This is a genomic window from Chroococcidiopsis sp. CCALA 051 (assembly GCF_003015105.1).
Classification (GTDB): Bacteria; Cyanobacteriota; Cyanobacteriia; order Cyanobacteriales; family Chroococcidiopsidaceae; genus Chroococcidiopsis; species Chroococcidiopsis thermalis.
In genome coordinates, this window is record NZ_PYCI01000080.1 from 1 (window position 1) to 20,338 (window position 20,338).

General features: G+C 44.5%; 20 protein-coding genes and 2 tRNA genes. 17 read left to right on the forward strand and 5 right to left on the reverse strand.

Going from position 1 to position 20,338, the window contains the following annotated elements:
• Window positions 1-251: 251 nt before the first annotated feature.
• The 6 genes from glyQ (at window position 252) to C7Y66_RS18865 (ending at window position 6,146) form a co-directional block, all read left to right on the forward strand.
• Entirely contained in the window at window positions 252-1,130 is an 879-nt protein-coding gene (gene glyQ, locus C7Y66_RS18840; RefSeq protein WP_106546751.1) for a glycine--tRNA ligase subunit alpha, read from the forward strand.
• Between the two features lie 7 nt (window positions 1,131-1,137).
• Window positions 1,138-1,617, forward strand: a complete 480-nt coding sequence (locus C7Y66_RS18845) for a DUF4079 domain-containing protein (RefSeq protein WP_106546752.1) — start codon at window positions 1,138-1,140, stop codon at window positions 1,615-1,617.
• 72 nt (window positions 1,618-1,689) lie between these two features.
• Window positions 1,690-2,460, forward strand: coding sequence for an NYN domain-containing protein (locus C7Y66_RS18850; RefSeq protein WP_106546753.1), 771 nt, complete (start codon window positions 1,690-1,692; stop codon window positions 2,458-2,460).
• Between the two features lie 17 nt (window positions 2,461-2,477).
• On the forward strand, window positions 2,478-4,763 hold the full coding sequence (locus tag C7Y66_RS18855) for a ComEC/Rec2 family competence protein (RefSeq protein ID WP_106546754.1): 2,286 nt from the start codon (window positions 2,478-2,480) through the stop codon (window positions 4,761-4,763).
• Window positions 4,764-4,804: 41 nt separating this feature from the next.
• Window positions 4,805-4,891, forward strand: a tRNA-Ser gene (locus C7Y66_RS18860).
• A gap of 151 nt (window positions 4,892-5,042) precedes the next feature.
• Complete coding sequence (locus C7Y66_RS18865; RefSeq protein WP_106546755.1) at window positions 5,043-6,146, forward strand: TRAP transporter substrate-binding protein; 1,104 nt, start codon at window positions 5,043-5,045, stop codon at window positions 6,144-6,146.
• A gap of 85 nt (window positions 6,147-6,231) precedes the next feature.
• On the opposite strand, the gene C7Y66_RS18870 is transcribed toward C7Y66_RS18865, so the two are convergent.
• From C7Y66_RS18870 to rpmI, 3 genes are read right to left on the reverse strand one after another with little or no spacing between them, the layout of a single operon-like run.
• Window positions 6,232-7,065 carry a transporter substrate-binding domain-containing protein gene (locus tag C7Y66_RS18870; protein WP_199197516.1) on the reverse strand — a complete coding sequence of 278 codons (834 nt, stop codon included), beginning with the start codon at window positions 7,063-7,065 and terminating at the stop codon, window positions 6,232-6,234.
• A gap of 10 nt (window positions 7,066-7,075) precedes the next feature.
• Window positions 7,076-7,429 carry a 50S ribosomal protein L20 gene (gene rplT / locus C7Y66_RS18875; RefSeq protein WP_106546756.1) on the reverse strand — a complete coding sequence of 118 codons (354 nt, stop codon included), beginning with the start codon at window positions 7,427-7,429 and terminating at the stop codon, window positions 7,076-7,078.
• Window positions 7,430-7,449: 20 nt separating this feature from the next.
• Window positions 7,450-7,647: a 50S ribosomal protein L35 gene (gene rpmI, locus C7Y66_RS18880; RefSeq protein WP_015156854.1), complete on the reverse strand. Its 198-nt coding sequence runs from the start codon at window positions 7,645-7,647 to the stop codon at window positions 7,450-7,452.
• Window positions 7,648-7,881: 234 nt separating this feature from the next.
• On the opposite strand from rpmI, the gene C7Y66_RS18885 reads away from it, so the two are divergent.
• Window positions 7,882-9,081, forward strand: a complete 1,200-nt coding sequence (locus tag C7Y66_RS18885; protein WP_106546757.1) for a choice-of-anchor tandem repeat NxxGxxAF-containing protein — start codon at window positions 7,882-7,884, stop codon at window positions 9,079-9,081.
• On the opposite strand, the gene C7Y66_RS18890 is transcribed toward C7Y66_RS18885, so the two are convergent.
• Entirely contained in the window at window positions 9,074-9,868 is a 795-nt protein-coding gene (locus C7Y66_RS18890; protein WP_106546758.1) for an RNA methyltransferase, read from the reverse strand. The two genes, C7Y66_RS18885 and C7Y66_RS18890, sit on opposite strands and share 8 nt — an antisense overlap.
• A 130-nt stretch (window positions 9,869-9,998) precedes the next feature.
• Window positions 9,999-10,080: transfer RNA gene (locus C7Y66_RS18895), tRNA-Leu, on the reverse strand.
• Window positions 10,081-10,430: 350 nt separating this feature from the next.
• Between C7Y66_RS18895 and murA the strand changes: the two genes are divergently transcribed.
• The 10 genes from murA to C7Y66_RS18940 all read left to right on the forward strand — a co-directional run bounded on the left by murA (window position 10,431) and on the right by C7Y66_RS18940 (window position 20,181).
• Window positions 10,431-11,810, forward strand: coding sequence for a UDP-N-acetylglucosamine 1-carboxyvinyltransferase (murA, locus tag C7Y66_RS18900; RefSeq protein WP_370143947.1), 1,380 nt, complete (start codon window positions 10,431-10,433; stop codon window positions 11,808-11,810).
• 142 nt (window positions 11,811-11,952) lie between these two features.
• Window positions 11,953-13,290, forward strand: coding sequence for an adenylosuccinate synthase (locus tag C7Y66_RS18905; protein ID WP_106546760.1), 1,338 nt, complete (start codon window positions 11,953-11,955; stop codon window positions 13,288-13,290).
• Between the two features lie 86 nt (window positions 13,291-13,376).
• Entirely contained in the window at window positions 13,377-14,018 is a 642-nt protein-coding gene (locus tag C7Y66_RS18910) for a 50S ribosomal protein L25/general stress protein Ctc (protein WP_106546761.1), read from the forward strand.
• 123 nt (window positions 14,019-14,141) lie between these two features.
• Complete coding sequence (locus C7Y66_RS18915) at window positions 14,142-15,674, forward strand: AAA family ATPase (RefSeq protein ID WP_106546762.1); 1,533 nt, start codon at window positions 14,142-14,144, stop codon at window positions 15,672-15,674.
• A gap of 21 nt (window positions 15,675-15,695) precedes the next feature.
• A complete protein-coding gene (locus C7Y66_RS32540) occupies window positions 15,696-15,836 on the forward strand; it encodes a hypothetical protein (protein WP_233222747.1) in 141 nt (46 codons plus the stop codon).
• Window positions 15,826-16,533 (forward strand): YdcF family protein, encoded by a 708-nt coding sequence (locus C7Y66_RS18920; protein ID WP_233222748.1) that lies wholly within the window; start codon window positions 15,826-15,828, stop codon window positions 16,531-16,533. Before C7Y66_RS32540 ends, C7Y66_RS18920 begins: the two co-directional genes overlap by 11 nt.
• A gap of 141 nt (window positions 16,534-16,674) precedes the next feature.
• The gene (locus C7Y66_RS18925) at window positions 16,675-17,745 is read left to right on the forward strand and encodes an Mrp/NBP35 family ATP-binding protein (protein ID WP_015156846.1); all 1,071 of its coding nucleotides are present in this window, start codon (window positions 16,675-16,677) and stop codon (window positions 17,743-17,745) included.
• Between the two features lie 105 nt (window positions 17,746-17,850).
• Window positions 17,851-19,146, forward strand: coding sequence for a rod shape-determining protein RodA (gene rodA, locus C7Y66_RS18930; protein WP_106546764.1), 1,296 nt, complete (start codon window positions 17,851-17,853; stop codon window positions 19,144-19,146).
• Window positions 19,147-19,236: 90 nt separating this feature from the next.
• Window positions 19,237-19,428 (forward strand): NAD(P)H dehydrogenase subunit NdhS, encoded by a 192-nt coding sequence (locus C7Y66_RS18935; RefSeq protein ID WP_015156844.1) that lies wholly within the window; start codon window positions 19,237-19,239, stop codon window positions 19,426-19,428.
• A 96-nt stretch (window positions 19,429-19,524) separates the two neighbouring features.
• On the forward strand, window positions 19,525-20,181 hold the full coding sequence (locus C7Y66_RS18940) for an HAS-barrel domain-containing protein (RefSeq protein ID WP_106546765.1): 657 nt from the start codon (window positions 19,525-19,527) through the stop codon (window positions 20,179-20,181).
• Window positions 20,182-20,338 lie beyond the last annotated feature (157 nt).

Consider the following 20,338-nt stretch of genomic DNA (forward strand, 5'->3'; position numbering starts at 1 on the left):
CTCTTTTAATTCGACACCAACTCTCTTGTGCTTGTTGGCGCTTTCAAACTATACTCTTTTCTAGGTTCGGTCGCCCTCTCCAGCGCTCGCCTATCGGCTTGCCTCTCTTGTGGCGCTTTACTAATCTAGCAACCCTTTTCCATCTTTGTCAACTACTTGGCAAAAAAATATTTTCGCTCGCCCCAGACTGCTGATTTCACATAGTTTAAGCGACAATGACATATGCATTGTGCTGCTGAGGAACGAGACTTGTGAACTTTCAATCAGTGATTGCTGTACTAAATAAGTTTTGGGGCGATCGCGGTTGCTTGATTGCCCAACCCTATGACACGGAGAAAGGTGCAGGTACGAAAAATCCCCATACTTTTCTAAGAGCGTTGGGACCTGAACCTTGGTCAGTCGCTTATGTGGAACCTTGTCGCCGTCCTACAGACGGACGATACGGAGAGAATCCTAATCGCTTTCAACACTATTATCAATACCAAGTATTGATTAAGCCTTCTCCTGAGAATATTCAAGGCATATATCTCGATTCCTTAAGAGCTTTGGGTATTCACCCAGAAGATCATGATATTCGCTTTGTAGAAGATAACTGGGAAGACGCGACTGTCGGTGCTTGGGGTACTGGTTGGGAAGTTTGGCTGGATGGGATGGAAATTACTCAATTTACCTACTTTCAACAGTGCGGTGGGATTGATTGTCGTCCTGTTTCAATTGAAATTACCTACGGCTTGGAACGACTAGCAATGTACCTCCAGGGAGTAGAGGCATTTACAAAACTGAAATGGACTGACAACATCACATACGGAGACGTTCATCTCCAAGGGGAAATCGAGCAGTGTATGTATAACTTTGAAGCCTCGAACCCCGAAATGTTGCTGACGTTGTTTAACATGTACGAGCAGGAAGCAGAACAACTGACTCAAAGAGCATTGGTTTTACCTAGCTTGGATTACGTTTTGAAGTGTTCTCACACTTTTAACCTACTAGATGCTAGGGGAGTGATTTCTGTTACGGAGCGGACTCGTTATATTGGCAGAATTCGGCATTTGGCAAGAAAAGTGGCTCAACTGTACATTCAGCAGCGGGAAGCGTTAGGGTTTCCACTGCTGCACAAAGCAAAAGGGTAGAAAACTAATGGATAATCTGAGAGAGCTATTGGAACCGATTGCCGCTTGGTTTCGTAGTTTGGGTATTCCAGAACCAATCGTGCATTGGGGACATCCTTTAATGATGGGAATTGTCGTGTTTGTGATGGGTAGTTTTGTTGGATTTACGGGGTGGCGAGGAAGAATAGTTGCAGATAAGGACGTTGCAGTTGAAAATTTGATATCTCACCGTACTCTAGCGCCTTGGATGTTTGGCTTTATGGCAGCTGGTTATACTGGTGGCTTACTGTCGTTGGTGATGCAACAACAACCAATATTGGAAAGCCCTCATTTTTGGACTGGATCAATTGTACTATTGTTACTGCTAGTAAATGGAGCGATCGCGTTTTTTGGTTTTGGTAAAGATAAAGGTACTTTACGCACAGTTCACGCTTACTTGGGGAGTACAGCGCTTTGTTTGATGTTTCTCCATGCTGTCTTAGGATTGAGATTGGGTTTGGCGATTTAATTGCTTTGTGAATAAAGTTCACTTGGTGGGAATCATAAGATAATGAAAATCTGAGTTCTACCAAAGTGAACTATGCAGGGAGACTTACCACTTAGAACGACCAGGCTAGCTGTATTAATTGATGCTGATAATGCTAATGCCAACTTAGTTGAGCCTCTACTCAAAGACATTGCAAAATATGGTACTGCTAACGTCAAACGAATTTATGGTGATTGGACGCGACCGCAACTGAGTAGCTGGAAAGATAAGCTGCATAAGTTTGTCATACAACCTATACAACAGTTTAGTTACACATCAGGTAAGAATGCAACTGATAGTGCATTAATTATTGATGCAATGGATCTACTATACACGAGCAATTTTGATGGTTTTTGCATTGTTTCAAGTGATAGTGATTTTACTAAACTAGCTTGCAGAATTCGAGAGTCTGGATTGGTTGTATATGGCTTTGGTGAGAAAAAAACTCCTGAACCTTTTCAAAAAGCTTGTGATAAATTCACTTATACAGAAAATTTAGAAGAATTAGAAGAAAAAGAAGAGCAGAGATCGGAACTTTCCTCAACAGAAAGAAAAGCACACAACAGTGCAAAACTTAAGCAAAATCAGAAATTAGTAAATCTTGTCAAAACCGCTTATGATTCTATTACTGAAGAGGAAGGCTGGGCGAGTTTGGGAGAACTAGGAATTCAACTTAATAAGTTAGATTCATCTTTTGATTCTAGGAATTATGGTTATAAAAAGCTTGGAGACTTGATTCGAGCAATTGATGTATTTGAAATTAATGCAATACCCCATGAAAAAAATCCGGCAGTTAAAGCTTTATATATTAAAGTAAAAAATTAAGTAAATACTCATTTTTGATGGCTCCGATTACTGGCGTTCTACTCTGTCTTGCTTACATTTTAGGTTTATTATCTACAGCAATCACATGGGGAAGCTGTGGATTACTGGTTATATTAATTGTAGTAGCAGTATTAGCTAGCTTTGGCAGAAGAAGCAGTTATAGAAATAAACTTCTGAATAGCTTTTGGCGAGTCAAACCGCAAATATGGTTGTTGGCTGGATTAGTAGGGTTTGGTGCAACTATATATTTTCAAATTAGGACACCGCATCCTAGTGAGAATGATATTAGTAAATTTATAACTGCCACTCTTAAAGATTCAGTACAAATTGTAACCGTTCAAGGAACAATTACTAGTACGCCACGCTTAACGAGAAATCAACGATCGCAATTTTGGCTAGAAGCGTTTCATTTAAATATTGGCAACGATATTAGTAAAGATGTATCGGGAAAATTATATACAACTGTACCTTTATTACAAGCAACTGGATTGCATGAAGGAACAAGAATTACTACAACAGGAATTTTATATAAACCTAAATCGGCAAATAATCCAGGAGGATTTAATTTTCAGGCTTATTTAGCTAGAGAGGGAAGTTTTGCTGGTTTAAAGGGAAAAGAGGTTAGTTTAATTGATTCTGAAATCAATAATAAAACTAAGAATTGGGGATGGTGGACAGTCAGACAAAAAATTCTTCGCTCTCAAGTGCAATGGTTAGGCGTACCGGAGGGTGTTTTGGTAAGTGCGATGGTTTTAGGAAACCGCGTAGTTGACTTACCATCTTCTGTCAGCGACTCATTTATTCGAGTTGGCTTAGCTCATGCTTTAGCTGCATCCGGTTTTCAAGTATCTCTAATTCTTGGAGTAGTATTAGCGATCGCTCAGCGTTTTTCTAATCGAATTCAATTTATTATTGGAGTATCGGCACTACTAATTTTTCTCTGCCTTACAGGTTTACAACCATCAGTTTTAAGAGCAGTTATTATGGGAATTGGTGCTTTAACTGCGCTAGCATTAGAACGAAAAGTTCAGCCTTTAGGATTAATTTTATTAGCTGCTACTTTATTATTATTTATCAATCCTATTTGGATTTGGGATTTAGGTTTTGAATTTAGTTTTCTGGCAACTCTAGGATTAATAGTAACAGTACCCGCTTTGACAAACAAGCTAGATTGGTTGCCACCTACGATCGCCACTTTAATCGCAGTGCCAATTTCAGCTTATATCTGGACAATTCCGCTACAAATATACAATTTTGGCTTAATCTCACCTTATAGTATTTTAGTTAATATAATAACAACAATACCAATTTCCATTATTAGCTTAGGGGCTTTTATCAGTGCGCTCGCAGCGTTAATACATCCAGTTATGGGGAGTGCTTTAGCTTGGTTATTATATTATCCAACTTATTACCTCATGGAACTCGTCGATTTTTTTGCTAGACTGCCAGGAGCAGCAACCGCTGTAGGAATAATATCCTCATTACAGCTCGTAATAATATATGGGTTATTTATCTTAACTTGCAGTCAAAAATGGTGGCAGAAAAAATGGTGGATTGTAGGGCTAGTCACGGTTAGCTTAGTATTCATTCCAGCTTGGCAAACTCAAGCTAGCTTATTCCGAGTTACTGTTTTAGCAGCAGGAAAAGAACCTGTTCTAGTTATACAAGACCGAAGTAAAGTCTTATTATTAAATAGTGGAGATGAAACCACTTCTAGGTTTACAGTTTTACCTTTTTTACAACAACAAGGGATTAATCAGCTCGATTGGGCAGTAGCAGCAGAGCCTAATTCGATGAACAACATAAATGGTTGGTCGTTACTTTTGCAAAATTTATCAGTAAAAAATTTTTATAACTGTCCTAGTCGCGATCGCAGCATAAAGATTACTGCCAAACTAACAGATCCAAACTGCCAGCAGTTGCTTCCAGAGCGAGCAATATCTACAGGTTCGGCATTTATAAAGCTACTCGATGCCCAACAACAGATTCTACAGATACAGATCCAAGATAGGACTTGGCTAATCTTAGGGGAAAGAGAGATCGAGAAAACGAATGAGAGATTACCACATGCTCAGGTATTGGTATGGTCGGGAGAGAAACTAGATTCTAGCTTGATTGCAGCAGTGAAGCCGGAAGTGGCGATCGCCTCTAGTGCTAAACTCGATCCGAAAACGATCGCTGAATTGCAACAAGGCAAAACTAAGGTGTTCTTGACGGGCAGAGACGGTGCAGTGCAGTGGACACCCAAAGATAAGTTTGAGATTGCAGTAGAAACAGTTGAAGACAAGACATCTGCACTGTAGAATAGTATTCTTGTCTAAAATAAAGCAAGACTATCTCCTGTGGAGAGGTGGCAGAGTGGTTGAATGCGGCTGACTCGAAATCAGTTTTGGGGTCAAACCCAACGGAGGTTCGAATCCTCTCCTCTCCGTTTCTAAATTAATAAACGCGATCGCGCAACAGAGATAACGAGCTGCCGTGGTACGATCGTCATGCTTTTAAGTCAAATGTGCTGTTGGTGACATAACCAGTAGTATGATGACCGATTCTCAATTTTTAGAGCAATAATTTTTAGAGCAACAATGAAACGGCGACGATTTATTGCCAAAACGACTACGGCTGCTGCTACCACCACAGCTTTAGGTGCTTGCGTCCGCGTGCAAACCAATAACGCCCAGCAAGCAGGTGCTTTACCGAAAGTACGATGGCGCATGGCTACAAGTTGGCCTAAAGCTTTGGGGATTTTCGGTGGTGCGGAAACCTTCAGCAAGCGGGTGCAGGAAATGTCAAATGGGCGGTTTATCATCACGCCATTTGTAGCAGGAGAATTAGTCCCGGGATTGCAAGTTCTAGATGCAGTCCAAGCAGGAACGGTTGAATGCGGTCACACCGCTAGTTACTACTATATTGGTAAAAATGCTGCCCTTGCCTTTGCCACATCCGTACCGTTTGGATTAACTGCCCAGCAGCAGAATGCTTGGTTGTATCACGGTGGTGGTTTGGAAGCAATGCAAAAGCTTTATGCTGATTTCAACGTGATTAATTTTCCGGCTGGTAACTCTGGGGCGCAAATGGGTGGCTGGTTCAAGCGAGAAATTAAATCAGTTTCCGACTTGAACGGTTTAAAGATGAGAATTCCTGGCTTGGGAGGTCAGGTGATGTCGCGCTTGGGCGTGAACGTGCAGGTGCTACCTGGCGGAGAGATTTATCTAGCACTAGACCGAGGCGCCATCGATGCAGCAGAATGGGTTGGTCCTTATGATGATGAAAAGTTGGGTTTAAATAAGGCAGCAAAGTTTTATTATTACCCGGGTTGGTGGGAACCAGGACCAACTTGGGAAGTATTGGTCAATCGAGCTGCTTGGGACAAGCTGCCAAAGGAATATCAAGAAATTCTCAAGAGTGCTGCTACAGATGCCAATATGGATAATTTGGCTCAATACAATGCTTTAAATGGGGCAGCATTAGAACGGCTCGTGAAGGGCGGAACAAGGCTAACTCCTTATACTAAAGAAATTATGCAAGCAGCACAAAAGGCAACTACCGATTTGTTATCTGAAAATGCTGCTAAAGATGCGACTTTTAAACAGATTTACCAGCAATGGAATGCGTTCCGCGCCCAAGTTTATAGGTGGAATGAGATTAATGAGTTGAGTTTTACGAGTTTTACATTTCCATCTGTTTGATTTATGGTGTTTTGTTTTTTGTTTACGGCAAAGAAGAACCTCCAACCCCTTTTTAAAGGGGCTGAAAGAAGTCTTCCAATCCTTCTTATTTGCGTAATTTATCTACAGGTAAGCCCCAAAATTCCGCCCGTTGTCGCAGCCAGCCCGCAGTAGTATAACGGGCGATCGCAGCGTTGACTTGTTGTCGCAAGCTGTCGTATTGCAATCCTTTTGGCATGACTACAGCTAACGGTTCGGCTGACAATAATGTTGGTAGAATCTCATATTGGGGATATTCTCGCACCCAACCGCTCAACACGCTGGCATCGGCTGTAAAGGCGGCTGCTATGCCAGACTCTAGCAATGCGTGCGCCTGTTGATAGGAATCAACGCCTAATAACTGTACTTGCGGTAACAAATATTTTATTGTTGGAATTGTGGAAGAACCTTTGAGGACGGCAACTGTTTTCTTGGCAACATCGTTGAGACTTTCTGCTGTTGCTTTTTTAGCAATTATTGCCGCACCATCCATGTAGTAAGGTGGACTGAAACTAACTAAACGCGATCGCGAATCTGTAGCTGTGACTTGGGCGATCGCTAAATCGACTTTATCTTCTATTACCGCATTGAGGCGATCGCGGTTTGCAACTGGAATAAATTTTACTGCTGCTGGGTTTCCCAATAAATCCGCTGCTAATTTTTGAGCCAGTTCGATTTCCAATCCTCGCAACTTTCCTTGTCGATTGCGAAAGCCTAGAGGAGGTGAATTATCTTTCACAGCCACTAAAAGATAGCCCCGCTGTTGAATCTCTTTAAACTCGGCAGCGTTGCTTTTAAATGTGAAAGGGTAAAGGGTAAAGGTTAAAGGGAAGAGTAGAAGAAAGAAGTGCAAACAGTTCGTCATGCTTCTACTTACCTTCATTCTGCCTTCATCCTTCATCCTTTATCCTTTATTTTGCTTGATTTGCGAGTTCTGCAACTTTAGCAAAGCTAGCCGGATCGAGAACTGCCAATTGTGCCAACATTTTGCGGTTAATTTGAATCTCAGCTTTCTTGAGACTCCCCATCAATTGACTGTAGCTCATACCGTGCTGTCTCGCCGCTGCATTAATCCGCACGATCCACAGGCGACGAAAATCGCGCTTGCGCTTACGGCGATCGCGGTAGGCACTCCGCAATGCTTTCATCACTTGCTGATTTGCCGTGCGGAACAGAGTCGAGTGAGAACCGCGAAATCCTTTCGCGAGTTTGAGAATTTTTTTGCGGCGTTTGCGGGCAACGTTACCGCGTTTTACCCTAGTCATGAATAGAATTCCTTAGTAACTTACAAATAAGGGAGCATCATCCGAACGTTTTGCTCGTCGCGTTCGTGTACGAGTGCTGCTTTTGAGAGACGATTCTTTCTAGCAGTCGTTTTCTTTTCCAAAATGTGATTTTTGAAAGCTTTACGACGCACGATCTTACCAGTACCTGTGGCACGGAACCGCTTTGCCGCTGCTTTGCGAGTTTTCAGTTTAGGCATGAACTAGCTTTAATTCGACACAATCCATTAATATAGCATCTTTCATATTTCTTCTACTGTAAATTTTTATATGGAGTTGTGGGGGTTCGTTTAGGATGTATTGACGATCGCGCTCTAGCTAAGTTTTAACAAAATAGCTGAATTTTCAGATTGTTGACGGTTGATGGTTAATGGTTGACCGCTGACATTTATGAAATTTCATGCGTTTTGTATTCTTTTCAGCGTTAGATAGTTATGAAGTCAAAAAATTGTATTGCAGTAGCAGCCATTGGTCTGAGTTTGAGCTTAATCGATAGTGGAGCGATTGCTGTCAAGTCTTCCAAGTACGCTTACCAAAAGATGGCTGATACGAGTAGTTCTTTTAGCAGCTTTGGATTGCCTGTTATCAACAATGCTGGAACCGTTGCCTTTAGTGCCAATACGGACGGAGCATTAGGAGCATACACCAGTACGGGCAAGACAATAACAACGATTGCCGAAAACGTTGGTTTATATGAAAGTATCGGTAGTCCCATCGCTATTAACGATACTGGAACCGTTGCTTTTGTTGCCACACCAGCAAGGGGAACTACCACCAGAGAGTATCCAACGGAAACGATTTTTACTAGTACAAATGGTAAGGTAACTCAAGTTCCTGCTTACAAGCCATCACCTGAGAGTGGCTATCCTGCCTACGATCGCATTGTATCTTTGGCACTTAATAATCGAGGCACTATTGCTTATGTCGCTCAGAATATGCGTGGTATTGGTGTATTGAGTAGTGATGGTAGGCTGATTGCTGAAGCAAGTGACGCTAGATTGTCCACTGTAGATTCAGCCAATATTAACGATCGCGGCACGATCGTCTACAGATCTCAAAGTGGTAGAGCCTTTGAAATTTTTGCCAACAAAGGGACAAAAACTACAACTTTATCCAGTACTACTTATCCTTTGTATGTCATGGCTCCTAAGAATGGCGCTTTCTCTCCCTCGCTCAATAACCGAGGAACGGTTGCATATGTTGCTTTGGAAATCAAACCGACAAGCGAATACACGGCTGAGTTTAATCCTACTAAGGCAGCAATCTTGAAGAGTAACGGCACTAAAATAACTACTGTTGCCGATACTAACGGAGCCTACAGCAGCTTTAGCAGTGGGAACAATTATAATTCTGCCGCTGTACCCCCTACAATTAACGATCGCGGTACGGTTGCATTTTTTGCTCAACTAGATACAGGTGGCGAAGGAATTTTTATTGGTTCCGATCCTGTCAAACATAAAGTTATTGCTGCTGGCGATTCTTTATTTGGTTATACGGTACAAAGTGTTGCTTTATCTACAGATGGAATTAACGATTTCGGTCAGGTAACTTTTATTGCCAGACTAGCTAACGGTACAGAAGTCATCGTCCGTGCCGATCCGCTTGGTGCTGGCTGCAATTGTTTTGTTAAGTAGACTCTACCTGTTGCTGCGATCGCTGTCGTTGTGCTTCGTATAACAGCAACGCTGCTGCGATTCCCACATTCAACGACTCTACCCCTGCACAGAGGGGAATTTGTACCTGTAGATCTGTCATTGCCGCTAGATCTGCTGATAATCCAGCTCCTTCATTTCCCAAAAGAATGACACTTGGACGCTGCCAGTCTACTTCCCAATATGTCATCTTTGCAGTAGGTAAAGTCGCGATCGCTTGCATTCCCGCCGCCTGACACTGGAGTACAGTTTGCCGCAGATCTTGACTCACGACCATCGGCAATCGAAACCACTGCCCAGCGGAAGCTCGTAACACCTTGGGATTGTCCAAATCTACACTATCCCTACTCAACCACAGCCCCGATGCACCAGCCGCCGCCGCCGTGCGAATTATCGTTCCCAAATTCCCAGGATCTTGCAGCGTCTCTAAAGCTAAACTGATGCCTGTATGGGGTACTTCTCGCCCTTGCTGCCTGGTTGCCGTCGCTACAACTCCATCAGGATTGATTGTAGTTGCGATCGCCTGCAAAATCTCTGGAGTAACAATCTCTATCCGCGATCCCGATTGACTAATCTGCTGCCAAAGCTGTTGATGGTTTTCCTGCCATTGGGAAGTACAACAGACGCATTCCAAGGGATACTTCGCTGCATAAGCCTCCTCTAACAAATGCGTTCCTTCCAAGAGAAAAACACCCTGTTGCGATCGCTGTTTGGCAGAGTGCAGCTTTCGCATCTGCTTGACCAGAGGATTTTGCAAACTCGCGATCATATATAAAATCTACTATTGACGATTCGGAACTATCGTGGTAGTAATTAACTGCCAACTAGATTCACAGGACATATAAGGCTAAACATATAAAGCTAATAGCTCGTTGCTAGTAACCAAAACTCCAAATTGATGCGGAACCCGGGACTTGAACCCGGAAGCCTTTCGGCACATGAACCTGAATCATGCGCGTCTGCCAATTCCGCCAGTTCCGCTTGCCTTCGCCCTCGGTGGGCGCAATTTCTCATCATCACTTAAATATCTGTGTTTGTCAAGGTTTTTCAGTTGTCAGTTATCAGTGGCTAGTGGCTAGAAAAGAGTCAAACCACTAGCCACTAGCCACTAGCCACTAGCCACTCACAAGTAACTAATGACCAAATCTAAAATTTTTTGACTAAAGCAAAAACTTTAGAGGGCAGCAACTGTAGAAATACCGAGATAGATCCAGATATTTGTAGCAGAGATAAGAAAATTCACAGTTTAAACTTTTACCATCTCAAGGTAAAATCTAAACCAAATTTTTGCCAACTCGGGTACGGATTAACTAGATTCGGAGGACAGAGCCATTACTACTACCCATAACTCAATTAGACCGCAGCCTTCACCAGAAGTCGATCCAGCCGTACTGGAAATTTGGGGCGGGCATCCTTTGGCAGGTCAGGTCAAAATCAGCGGAGCAAAGAATTCTGCCCTTGTTATCATCGCTGGTGCTTTGCTCTGTCCTCAAGACTGTCGTATCCGTAACGTACCATCACTCGTGGATGTGGCGCGCATGGGTCAGTTGTTATCATCGCTGGGAGTAAAAATCTCTCAACACGGTGATGTATTAGATATTGATGCTAGCGATCTCAGCACATCTCAAGCTCCATACGAAATTGTCAGTCAACTACGGGCAAGTTTCTTTACCATTGGTCCGTTACTAGCTCGCCAGGGATATGCTCAAGTCCCCTTACCTGGTGGATGTACGATTGGAGCTAGACCAGTTGATTTGCACGTCCGGGGCTTACAGGCAATGGGGGCAGATGTCCAGATCGAGCATGGTATGGTCAATGCCTACGTCGCTGGCAGTAGCCGGAGATTGAAAGGAGCCAAAATCTATTTAGACTATCCCAGCGTCGGTGCAACAGAAACCTTGATGATGGCGGCGACATTAGCTGAAGGAGAAACAGTCATTGAAAACGCTGCTCAAGAACCAGAAGTTGTCGATCTAGCTAATTTCTGTAACTCTATGGGAGCGCGCATTCGGGGAGCTGGAACTACAGCAATTACGATCTCGGGCGTTCCCCGCTTGCACTCAACAGACTATGCAATTATTCCCGATCGCGTGGAAGCCGCAACTTTTTTAGTAGCGGGAGCCATCACCAACTCCGAGATCTCATTAGCGCCAGTTATTCCCGACCATCTCACCCCGGCGATCGCCAAATTACAAGAAATTGGAGTGCAGATTGTTGCCGATGCACCTGACTGCCTTCGTATTGTCCCTGGTGAAGGATTACGGGGAACGGATATTAAAACTCTGCCTTACCCTGGTTTTCCTACAGACATGCAAGCGCAGTTCATGGCTTTGCTGAGTTTGAGCGAGGGCGATAGCGTCATTACCGAAACTGTATTTGAAAACCGCCTGCGCCACGTCGCCGAACTCAATCGCATGGGGGCAGATATTCGCGTTGAGGGCAATATTGCTGTCGTGCGGGGAGTACCGCTACTATCTGGTGCGCCAGTTGTCGCTAGCGATCTTCGCGCTTCAGCCGCTTTGGTACTAGCAGGACTAGCAGCAAAAGGTAAGACAACAATTCAAGGACTGCACCATCTCGATCGCGGTTACGAGAAACTAGAAGTCAAATTGCTCTCCTTGGGAGCGAGGTTACAAAGAGTAACAGGTGCGATCGTCTCTCCCGAGCGTCAACTAGGGGTTAATAATCCTACAGCGAAAAGTTATCAGTGAATAGGGAGCGATCGAGCAGGGAAGCACAGGGAAATACTCGTGACTTGTCCCCACACCATACACCCTTCTTTTCAACTTGACACCAGATACAATCTGCGACTATAGTTGTAGATTGTGTCAACTCTAACATTCAGAAATACCCTTGGCTAACGTCATTGTTATAGGAGCCCAGTGGGGCGATGAAGGAAAAGGAAAGGTCACGGATTTACTCAGTCGCTCCGCTGACATTGTGGTTCGTTACCAAGGGGGAGTCAACGCCGGACACACGATTGTTGTCCAAGATCAGACTTTCAAGCTGCATCTGATTCCCTCTGGAATTCTGTATTCTAAGACAGAGTGCATTATTGGCTGCGGTACGGTCATCGACCCAAAAGTTTTGATTGAGGAACTCGATCGGCTAGAAAGTTTAGATATTTCTACAGATAACTTGTTTATCTCTGAAACCGCTCATGTCACCATGCCTTATCATCGGCTGATCGATCGCGCGGCAGAAGAGAGACGGGGTAATTATAAAATTGGCACGACAGGGCGAGGAATTGGACCTACCTATGCCGATAAATCAGAACGGACGGGAATTCGAGTTCTCGATTTAATGGATTCGGTAGGACTGCGAGAACAGTTACAGTGGGCAATTGAATATAAAAATGTCATTCTCGAAAAGCTTTACAATCTACCACCTTTAGATCCAGAAGCCGTCATTGACGAATATTTGGGTTATGCCGAACGTTTGCGTTCCCACGTAGTCGATACCTCGCTGAAAATTTACGATGCAATTCAGCGGCGACGAAACATATTATTTGAAGGCGCTCAAGGTACGCTGCTGGATCTCGATCACGGCACTTATCCCTACGTCACGTCTTCTAACCCCGTAGCGGGAGGGGCTTGTGTTGGGACAGGGGTAGGTCCAACGGCGATCGATCGCGTGATTGGCGTAGCGAAGGCTTACACGACGCGGGTAGGAGAGGGTCCATTTCCCACAGAATTGGATGGAGAAATTGGCGAACTATTGTGCGATCGCGGGGCAGAATTTGGTACGACTACCGGAAGGCAACGGCGCTGCGGTTGGTTTGATGCCACCATCGGTCGCTATGCCGTGCGAGTGAACGGCATAGACTGCTTGGCAATTACGAAGTTAGATGTCCTCGACACGCTCGAAGAAATCAAAGTTTGTGTTGCCTACGAAATAGATGGCGATCGCTACGAACACTTCCCTCGCAACGCCCGCCAATTTGCCAAAGTCCGCCCGATTTATAAAACTTTACCAGGATGGCAGCGATCGACAGCTGATTGTCGCACGTTAGACGATCTACCCAGACAAGCGCTCGATTACCTGAAATTTCTGGCAGAGTTAATGGAAGTACCGATCGCGATCGTCTCTCTCGGCGCTAGCCGCGACCAAACTATCATCGTGGAAGACCCAATCCACGGACCTAAACGTGCTTTATTGCACGCTGACGGCACGCCCGTCTCAGCTAGCTAAGTAGCGAATCGTCAGTTGTAGGGACGTACAGATGTACGCCCCTACATTAGCAACCAACAACTAACAACTAACAATTAACAACAAAGATGGAACTTACAGTTGAGTGTCAAAAACGCCCAGAGGGAAGTCAACCTAATGCTTTACGTCGCGGTGGTATGATTCCAGCAAACCTTTACGGACATAAAGGTACAGAAGCAATTTCTCTAGTCATGAATGCTAAAACAGCAGAAACAATGCTGAAAAAGGCTTCTGTCAACAACACTATCATCGATCTAAACGTCACCGATATTCCTTGGCGTGGTAAAACTCTGGTACGGGAAGTACAATCTCATCCCTATAAGGGAAATCTCTACCACATCAGCTTCTTTGCCGTTGCAGCGCAAGATTCTGTGGATGTAGAAGTACCTCTACATTTTGTTGGCGATGCGGTAGGTGTGAAGCAAGAAGATGGAATTGTCGATACGCTAGCAACAAGCTTGCAGATTCGTTGCAATCCCAACAGTATTCCAGAGGCGATTGAGATTAATATCTCTAACCTACACGTAGGCGATAGCTTGTACGTTCGCGAACTAGTTTTACCGTCAGGGGTAACAGTTTTAGGCGACACAGAACAAGCAGTTGTCACCATTTTGTCACCGCAGAAGACAACCGCAGCTGCGGTAGAAGAGTTAGAGGCAGAAGCAGAAACGGAATCAGCATCAGCATCTGAACCAGAAGCAGAAGAATAGCTGACAACTTGAGTAGAATTGCCGATAATACCAGGGGGAAACTCCTGGTTTTTTATTTGCAGTTGCGATCCCCCTAACCCCCCGCAAGATCGGGGGGAATATTAGAAAACACAGAGGAAAGAAATGACAGCAGCTTCAATTCCCGCTTCGATTCAACAAATGATGCAGCCTGGGTTTTACCCTCATCCAGTGCAAGAACCAATTCAACTGATTCAGACGCATATTTCTTACGTGTTATTAACTGGAGAGTATGCTTATAAAGTGAAAAAGCCGATGAACTTTGGTTTTTTAAACTATTCAACGCTGGAAGCAAGAAAGCACTTTTGTCAAGAAGAATTACGCTTAAATCAAAGAGGTGCAGCCGAACTTTATTTGGAAGTATTACCAATTACTAAAACTGAACAGCAGTACCAACTAGGAGGTACGGGAGAGCCTGTAGAATACGTATTAAAAATGCGTCAATTTCCCCAAGATATGTTGTTAATTAACATGTTTTCTCAGGGAAAAGTTGACGAAAAACTAATGACTGACTTAGGACGAGTTGTAGCAGAATACCATAAAGAAGCTGCAATCAACGACTATATTCGTAACTTTGGGGAAGTAGCTCAAGTTCGCCAAGCTTTTGATGAGAACTACGAGCAATCAGAAAAATATATTGGCAAAGCACAGACACAAAACCAGTTTGACGAAACAAAAGCGTATACAGATAAGTTTTTTGCGGAGAAAGAGTCATTATTTAAAAGCCGCATGGCAGGTGACTTTATTCGCGAGTGTCATGGCGATTTATACATGCAAAATATTTGTCTATGGCATGACAAAATTTTATTATTTGATTGCATTGAATTTAACGAACCATTTCGATTTGTAGACGTAATGTATGACGTGGCGTTTGCCGTGATGGATTTTGAGGCACGGGGGCGCAAGGACTTAGGCAATATCTTTTTAAATACATATTTAGAGCAAACAGGTGATTGGGATGGATTGCAAGTCTATCCTTTATACCTCAGCCGTCAAGCATACGTGCGCGCCAAAGTCAATTCATTTTTGCTAGACGATCCAGGTGTACCCGCAGCTGTAAAGGAAGAGTCGGCAAAAACAGCAGCAAACTACTATCGCCAAGCCTGGGAATATACCAAACCCCGTCAAGGCAAATTAATTCTCATGTCAGGGCTATCGGGTGCGGGTAAGAGTACGATCGCAAAGCAACTAGCGCGACAACTAGGGGCAATTCACGTTCGTTCTGATGCCGTTCGCAAACATTTAGCCGGAATTGCTTTAGAACAGCGCGGTGGAGATGAAATTTATACTGCTGAATGGCATCAAAAAACCTATCAAAGGCTGTTAGATTTAGGGCTATTGTTAGCAGGTGAAGGCTTTACAGTCATTTTAGATGCCAAATACGATCGCACCGCTTTACGTCAAGAGGCGATCGCCCAAGCACAAGCCCGTCAAATTCCTCTACAGATTTTCCACTGTACCGCACCAGTAGAAGTCTTGCGCCAACGGCTGCAACAGCGCACCGGAGACATTGCCGATGCTACCGTTGACTTACTAGAGTCTCAACACGCCACCGCCGAGCCTTTTACTGACACTGAAAAGCCCTACGTCACCACAATTGACACGACACAGCCTGTAGAACCCCAGTTGAAGTCGTAAGTCCCAAGTCGTAAGTTAAGAATGACCAACTACCAACTACCAATTACCAATTACCACCCAAATGTTCCTCTTCCTGTCGAAATTGCTACCACTATTTCTCTACCCGTTGGGAATAGCCTGCGTGCTTTTGGTGGTGGGGTTGGTACTGTTGTTGTGGGGTAAAAAAACGCACGGGGCGGCGATCGCAATTGCCCTGGCGCTCGTCATTTTATTGGTAGGGGGTAATAGCTGGGCTGCTCGTTCTTTCGCGCGATCGCTAGAGTGGCAGCATTTGCCACTCAATACCGTACCAACTGCCGATGCGATCGTGGTTCTGGGTGGTGTCACCAGAACGTCAACACCACCACGCCCGACGGTAGAGGTGAATGAAGGCGGCGATCGCCTCCTCTATGCTGCTTATCTCTATCAGCAGAGTAAAGCACCTGTAATAATTCTCAGTGGAGGACGAATTGAGTGGTACGGGAATGATTCTGCTGAAGCAACTGATATGTCAGCGTTGCTGAAGAACATGGGCGTACCGGAATCGGCAATAGTTCAGGAACCCAAATCTCGCAATACATATGAGAATGCACTCAACGTGCGGCAAATTCTCACACAACGGGGTATTCGCCAGATTTTATTGGTCACTTCAGCAATGCATATGCCGCGATCGCTGTCAATATTCAAACGTTTAGGAATAGCAGCTATTCCCGCTCCTACTGATTTTCAAGTGTCTACTCAAGAGTTTCAAGAGCTAGCGAGTTCGCCCGAAGCTAAATTACTGAGTTTGTTACCAGATGCCAGCAGTTTATTTTTATTCACTCAAACTCTCAAAGAATACATCGGAATTGTCATTTATTGGTTGCGCGGTTGGTTGTAATCGGCGATAAGTCTACCTGACTCATAACCATTTCACCATTCACACCATTGACAAAGCCTTTGGGATGGATCGACTTTCACTCTACGCTGACCGCTAAGATGCAAATAGATAGCAAAGCAGCCTTAGAGAGTGAAGAATGTCATGCTCGATACCCTTAGTACCAGCTCTGTATTAGAAGTTTTGCGCCCCGTGCAAGATCCGGAACTCCGCAAAAGCTTAGTAGAACTGAACATGATCCGCAATGTCAAAATTGACAATGGCAAAGTCAGCTTCACTTTGGTTTTGACAACTCCAGCTTGCCCGTTACGAGAATTTATTGTTGAAGACTGCCAGAAAGCTGTCAAGCAGCTACCAGGAGTTACCGAAGTTGCGGTAGACGTAACAGCAGAAACGCCGCAACAGAAAGGTTTACCCGATCGCACGGGAATTGCTGGAGTGAAAAATATTTTGGCAATTTCTAGCGGTAAAGGTGGTGTGGGTAAAAGTACTGTCGCAGTCAATGTTGCCGTTGCCTTAGCACAATCGGGGGCAAAAGTAGGATTGTTGGATGCAGACATTTATGGTCCTAACGCGCCTACTATGCTGGGACTAGAACAAGCACAGGTAGCAGTACGCCAAGGCGAGAAAGGGGACGTTCTCGATCCGGTTTTCAATCACGGTGTGAAGTTAGTTTCGATGGGTTTTCTCATTGACAAAGACCAACCCGTAATTTGGCGGGGACCGATGCTCAATGGAATTATTCGCCAATTTCTCTATCAAGTCCAGTGGGGAGAATTGGATTATTTGATCGTAGACATGCCACCTGGAACCGGAGACGCTCAACTCACATTAACGCAAGCCGTCCCGATGGCGGGTGCGGTAATTGTCACGACACCCCAAAATGTAGCATTGTTGGATTCTCGCAAAGGCTTGCGGATGTTCCAACAGATGCAAGTTCCAGTATTAGGAATTGTGGAAAACATGAGCTACTTTATTCCCCCCGACGCACCAGATAAACACTACGACATTTTTGGTTCTGGTGGCGGGGAAAAAACAGCTAAAGAACTAGGCGTACCCTTGTTAGGCTGCATCCCGTTAGAAATTTCCCTGCGTCAAGGAGGCGATCGCGGTATTCCTATTGTTGTTGCTGAGCCTGAGTCTGCCTCTGCTAAAGCTTTAATGGCAGTAGCAATGGCGATCGCGGGTAAAGTTTCGGTAGCAGCATTAACTTAGGAGTGAGGGACGAGGAGTGAGGAGTGAGGAAAAAAAGCTAAATTTAGACTATGAAAAGGGAACCATGAATTAGTCGTAATTTGTCCCTATCCCCAATCCTCGTCCATGCTGTTAAAAAGATTCATATTTTCTGTTCCTTGGAAATTACTGCTTGCCCCTTGGCAGCAGGTAGACTGGTGGCTGTTGGCGCTGACTGTAGGCATCACAATATTTGGTGGCATTTCTATTCGCAGTGCAGAGTTAAACCAAGGAATTACCGATTGGTGGCAGCATTGGCTGTTTGGTGGCGTGGGATTGGCATTGGCTTTCTTTCTATCGCTTTGCCGCTACGATTTTCTCCTACGCTGGCACTGGCTGACTTATGCCGTCACGAATGTATCTCTGATTGCGGTCATGCTAGCTGGAATCAGTGCCAAAGGCGCTCAACGCTGGATTAGTGTTGCTGGGTTTAATCTCCAACCCTCAGAATTTGCCAAAGTTGGGATGATTATTACCCTAGCAGCATTATTACAATCCCGTAGTGCGGGAAAAATTCCTGGCGTGCTGCGCGCTTTGTTAGTTAGCGCCGTGCCTTGGGTTTTAGTATTCGCACAACCTGATTTGGGAACATCTTTAGTCTTTGGGGCAATTACTCTCGGAATGCTCTATTGGGGTAATGTCAATCCTGGCTGGTTGATCCTATTAATTTCTCCGATCGTGGCAGTTATCCTATTTAACGTCTCTTTACCAGCTTGGTGCATCTGGGCTGTAGCAATGGGAGCGATCGCGCTTGCGACTATGCCTTGGCGGTGGTTGTCGGCAGTTGGAGCGATTGGAATTAACTTTCTGGCAGGAGAATTAGGACACATTCTCTGGGGATTGCTCAAAGACTATCAAAAAGACCGCATTATTTTATTTCTCGACCCAGAGAAAGATCCTCTTGGCGGCGGTTATCATTTAATACAATCGCGAATTGCCATTGGTTCCGGGCAATTATGGGGACAAGGACTTTACCAAGGCACGCAAACCCAACTCAATTTCATTCCCGAACAGCACACGGACTTTATCTTTTCAGCAGTAGGCGAAGAATGGGGCTTTATTGGTTGCCTTGTTTTGTTATTTATCTTTTGGTTGATTTGCTTGCGATTGGTATTGATTGCCCAAAGTGCGAAAGATGATTTTGGTTCCCTCCTTGTCATCGGCGTGTTTTCCATGATTGTGTTCCAAGTCATCGTCAATATCAGCATGACGATTGGGCTTGCACCAGTCACGGGAATTCCCTTACCTTGGATGAGTTACGGGCGATCGGCACTGCTAACTAATTGGATCGCGATCGGTATCGTGCAATCCGTCGCCAACCATCGTCCGAAGAAAAAGGGGCGAGGGAGAATTCGGAATTCGGAATTCGGAATTCGGAATTAACTGTTCCCTTTCCGTTGATAACTGATAACTGACATCACTACACTTATAAGCGAAAATTTAAATTATTGGTGTTAGTCAAGAGGAAAAGCTATGATTCTGCCAGGAGCAACTGTGCGCGTTAAAAACCCTAACGATACTTACTACGGTTATCAAGGGCTAGTGCAGAGAATTACTGATGGTAAAGTCGCCGTGTTGTTTGAAGGTGGTAACTGGGATAAACTCATTACTTTCAATCAATCGGAATTAGAAGCCGTCGAAGTGACTCGGAAAAAAGGAAAATAGGTATTTGCCAGTTGGTAGTTGGTAGTTGTCGATCGTTCGTTGCGATCGACGATCGCCCATTACCTATTACCCATTACCTATTACCAATCCTTGAGTATGCGTCTTCCCCTACCTCAATTTGCGACAGGCGATCGCCACCCCAGCTACATAGCCGAAGTGATTGAAACCTCGACAACAGAATTTTTAGCTCAATGCTTGGAACCAGAAGATTTGAGCTTTCCAGTGATGCCACCTTTTGGTAGTTGGGTAAAGTCTGCGGATGATGAATCGGGAAATCAAGTTTATGGGGTAGTTTATTACGCTACTACCATGCCGATCGACTCAATCCATCGGGCAAGGGCTTTAGGATTATCTCTTATGGAGTTGCGCGAACAGCAGCCGCAAATTTTTGCCATGCTCAAAACTGAATTTCGCGCTGCCATTATCGGTTTTGAGCCAGCTAAAGCCTCAAAACGCGCTCAACGCCAAGTTTATCAATACCTTCCGCCTCGTCCGCCGCAAATTCACCAAGCGGTCTATTGCTGTCAGCCAGAAGATGTGATTTTATTTAGCGATCGCCTGGATTTTCTACGCACTCTATTACAAGTTCAAGGTGCGCCTGTAGAAGCTTTAACCGCTGCCGCGATTCGAGAGGTCTATCAGTTGCGGAAAGCTGACAGACAATGGTTAGTCCAAGCCGGACGCACCCTCAGCACCCTCCTCAAAGACGACTACGATCGCTTGCGCTACATTTTGAGCCAAATACATCCTTGACAGTTATCAATTCGTAATTCGTAATTCAATAGAGCGCTTTTGCTTATCGCGCCTCACTTTCTACCTTAAGGCGGATCGCGGTTGTATTAGTTTTATCCTTACGATGGAAGACGAAAATCTGTCAACACCCAGTCAATACTTAGGTGTTGCTTGAAGG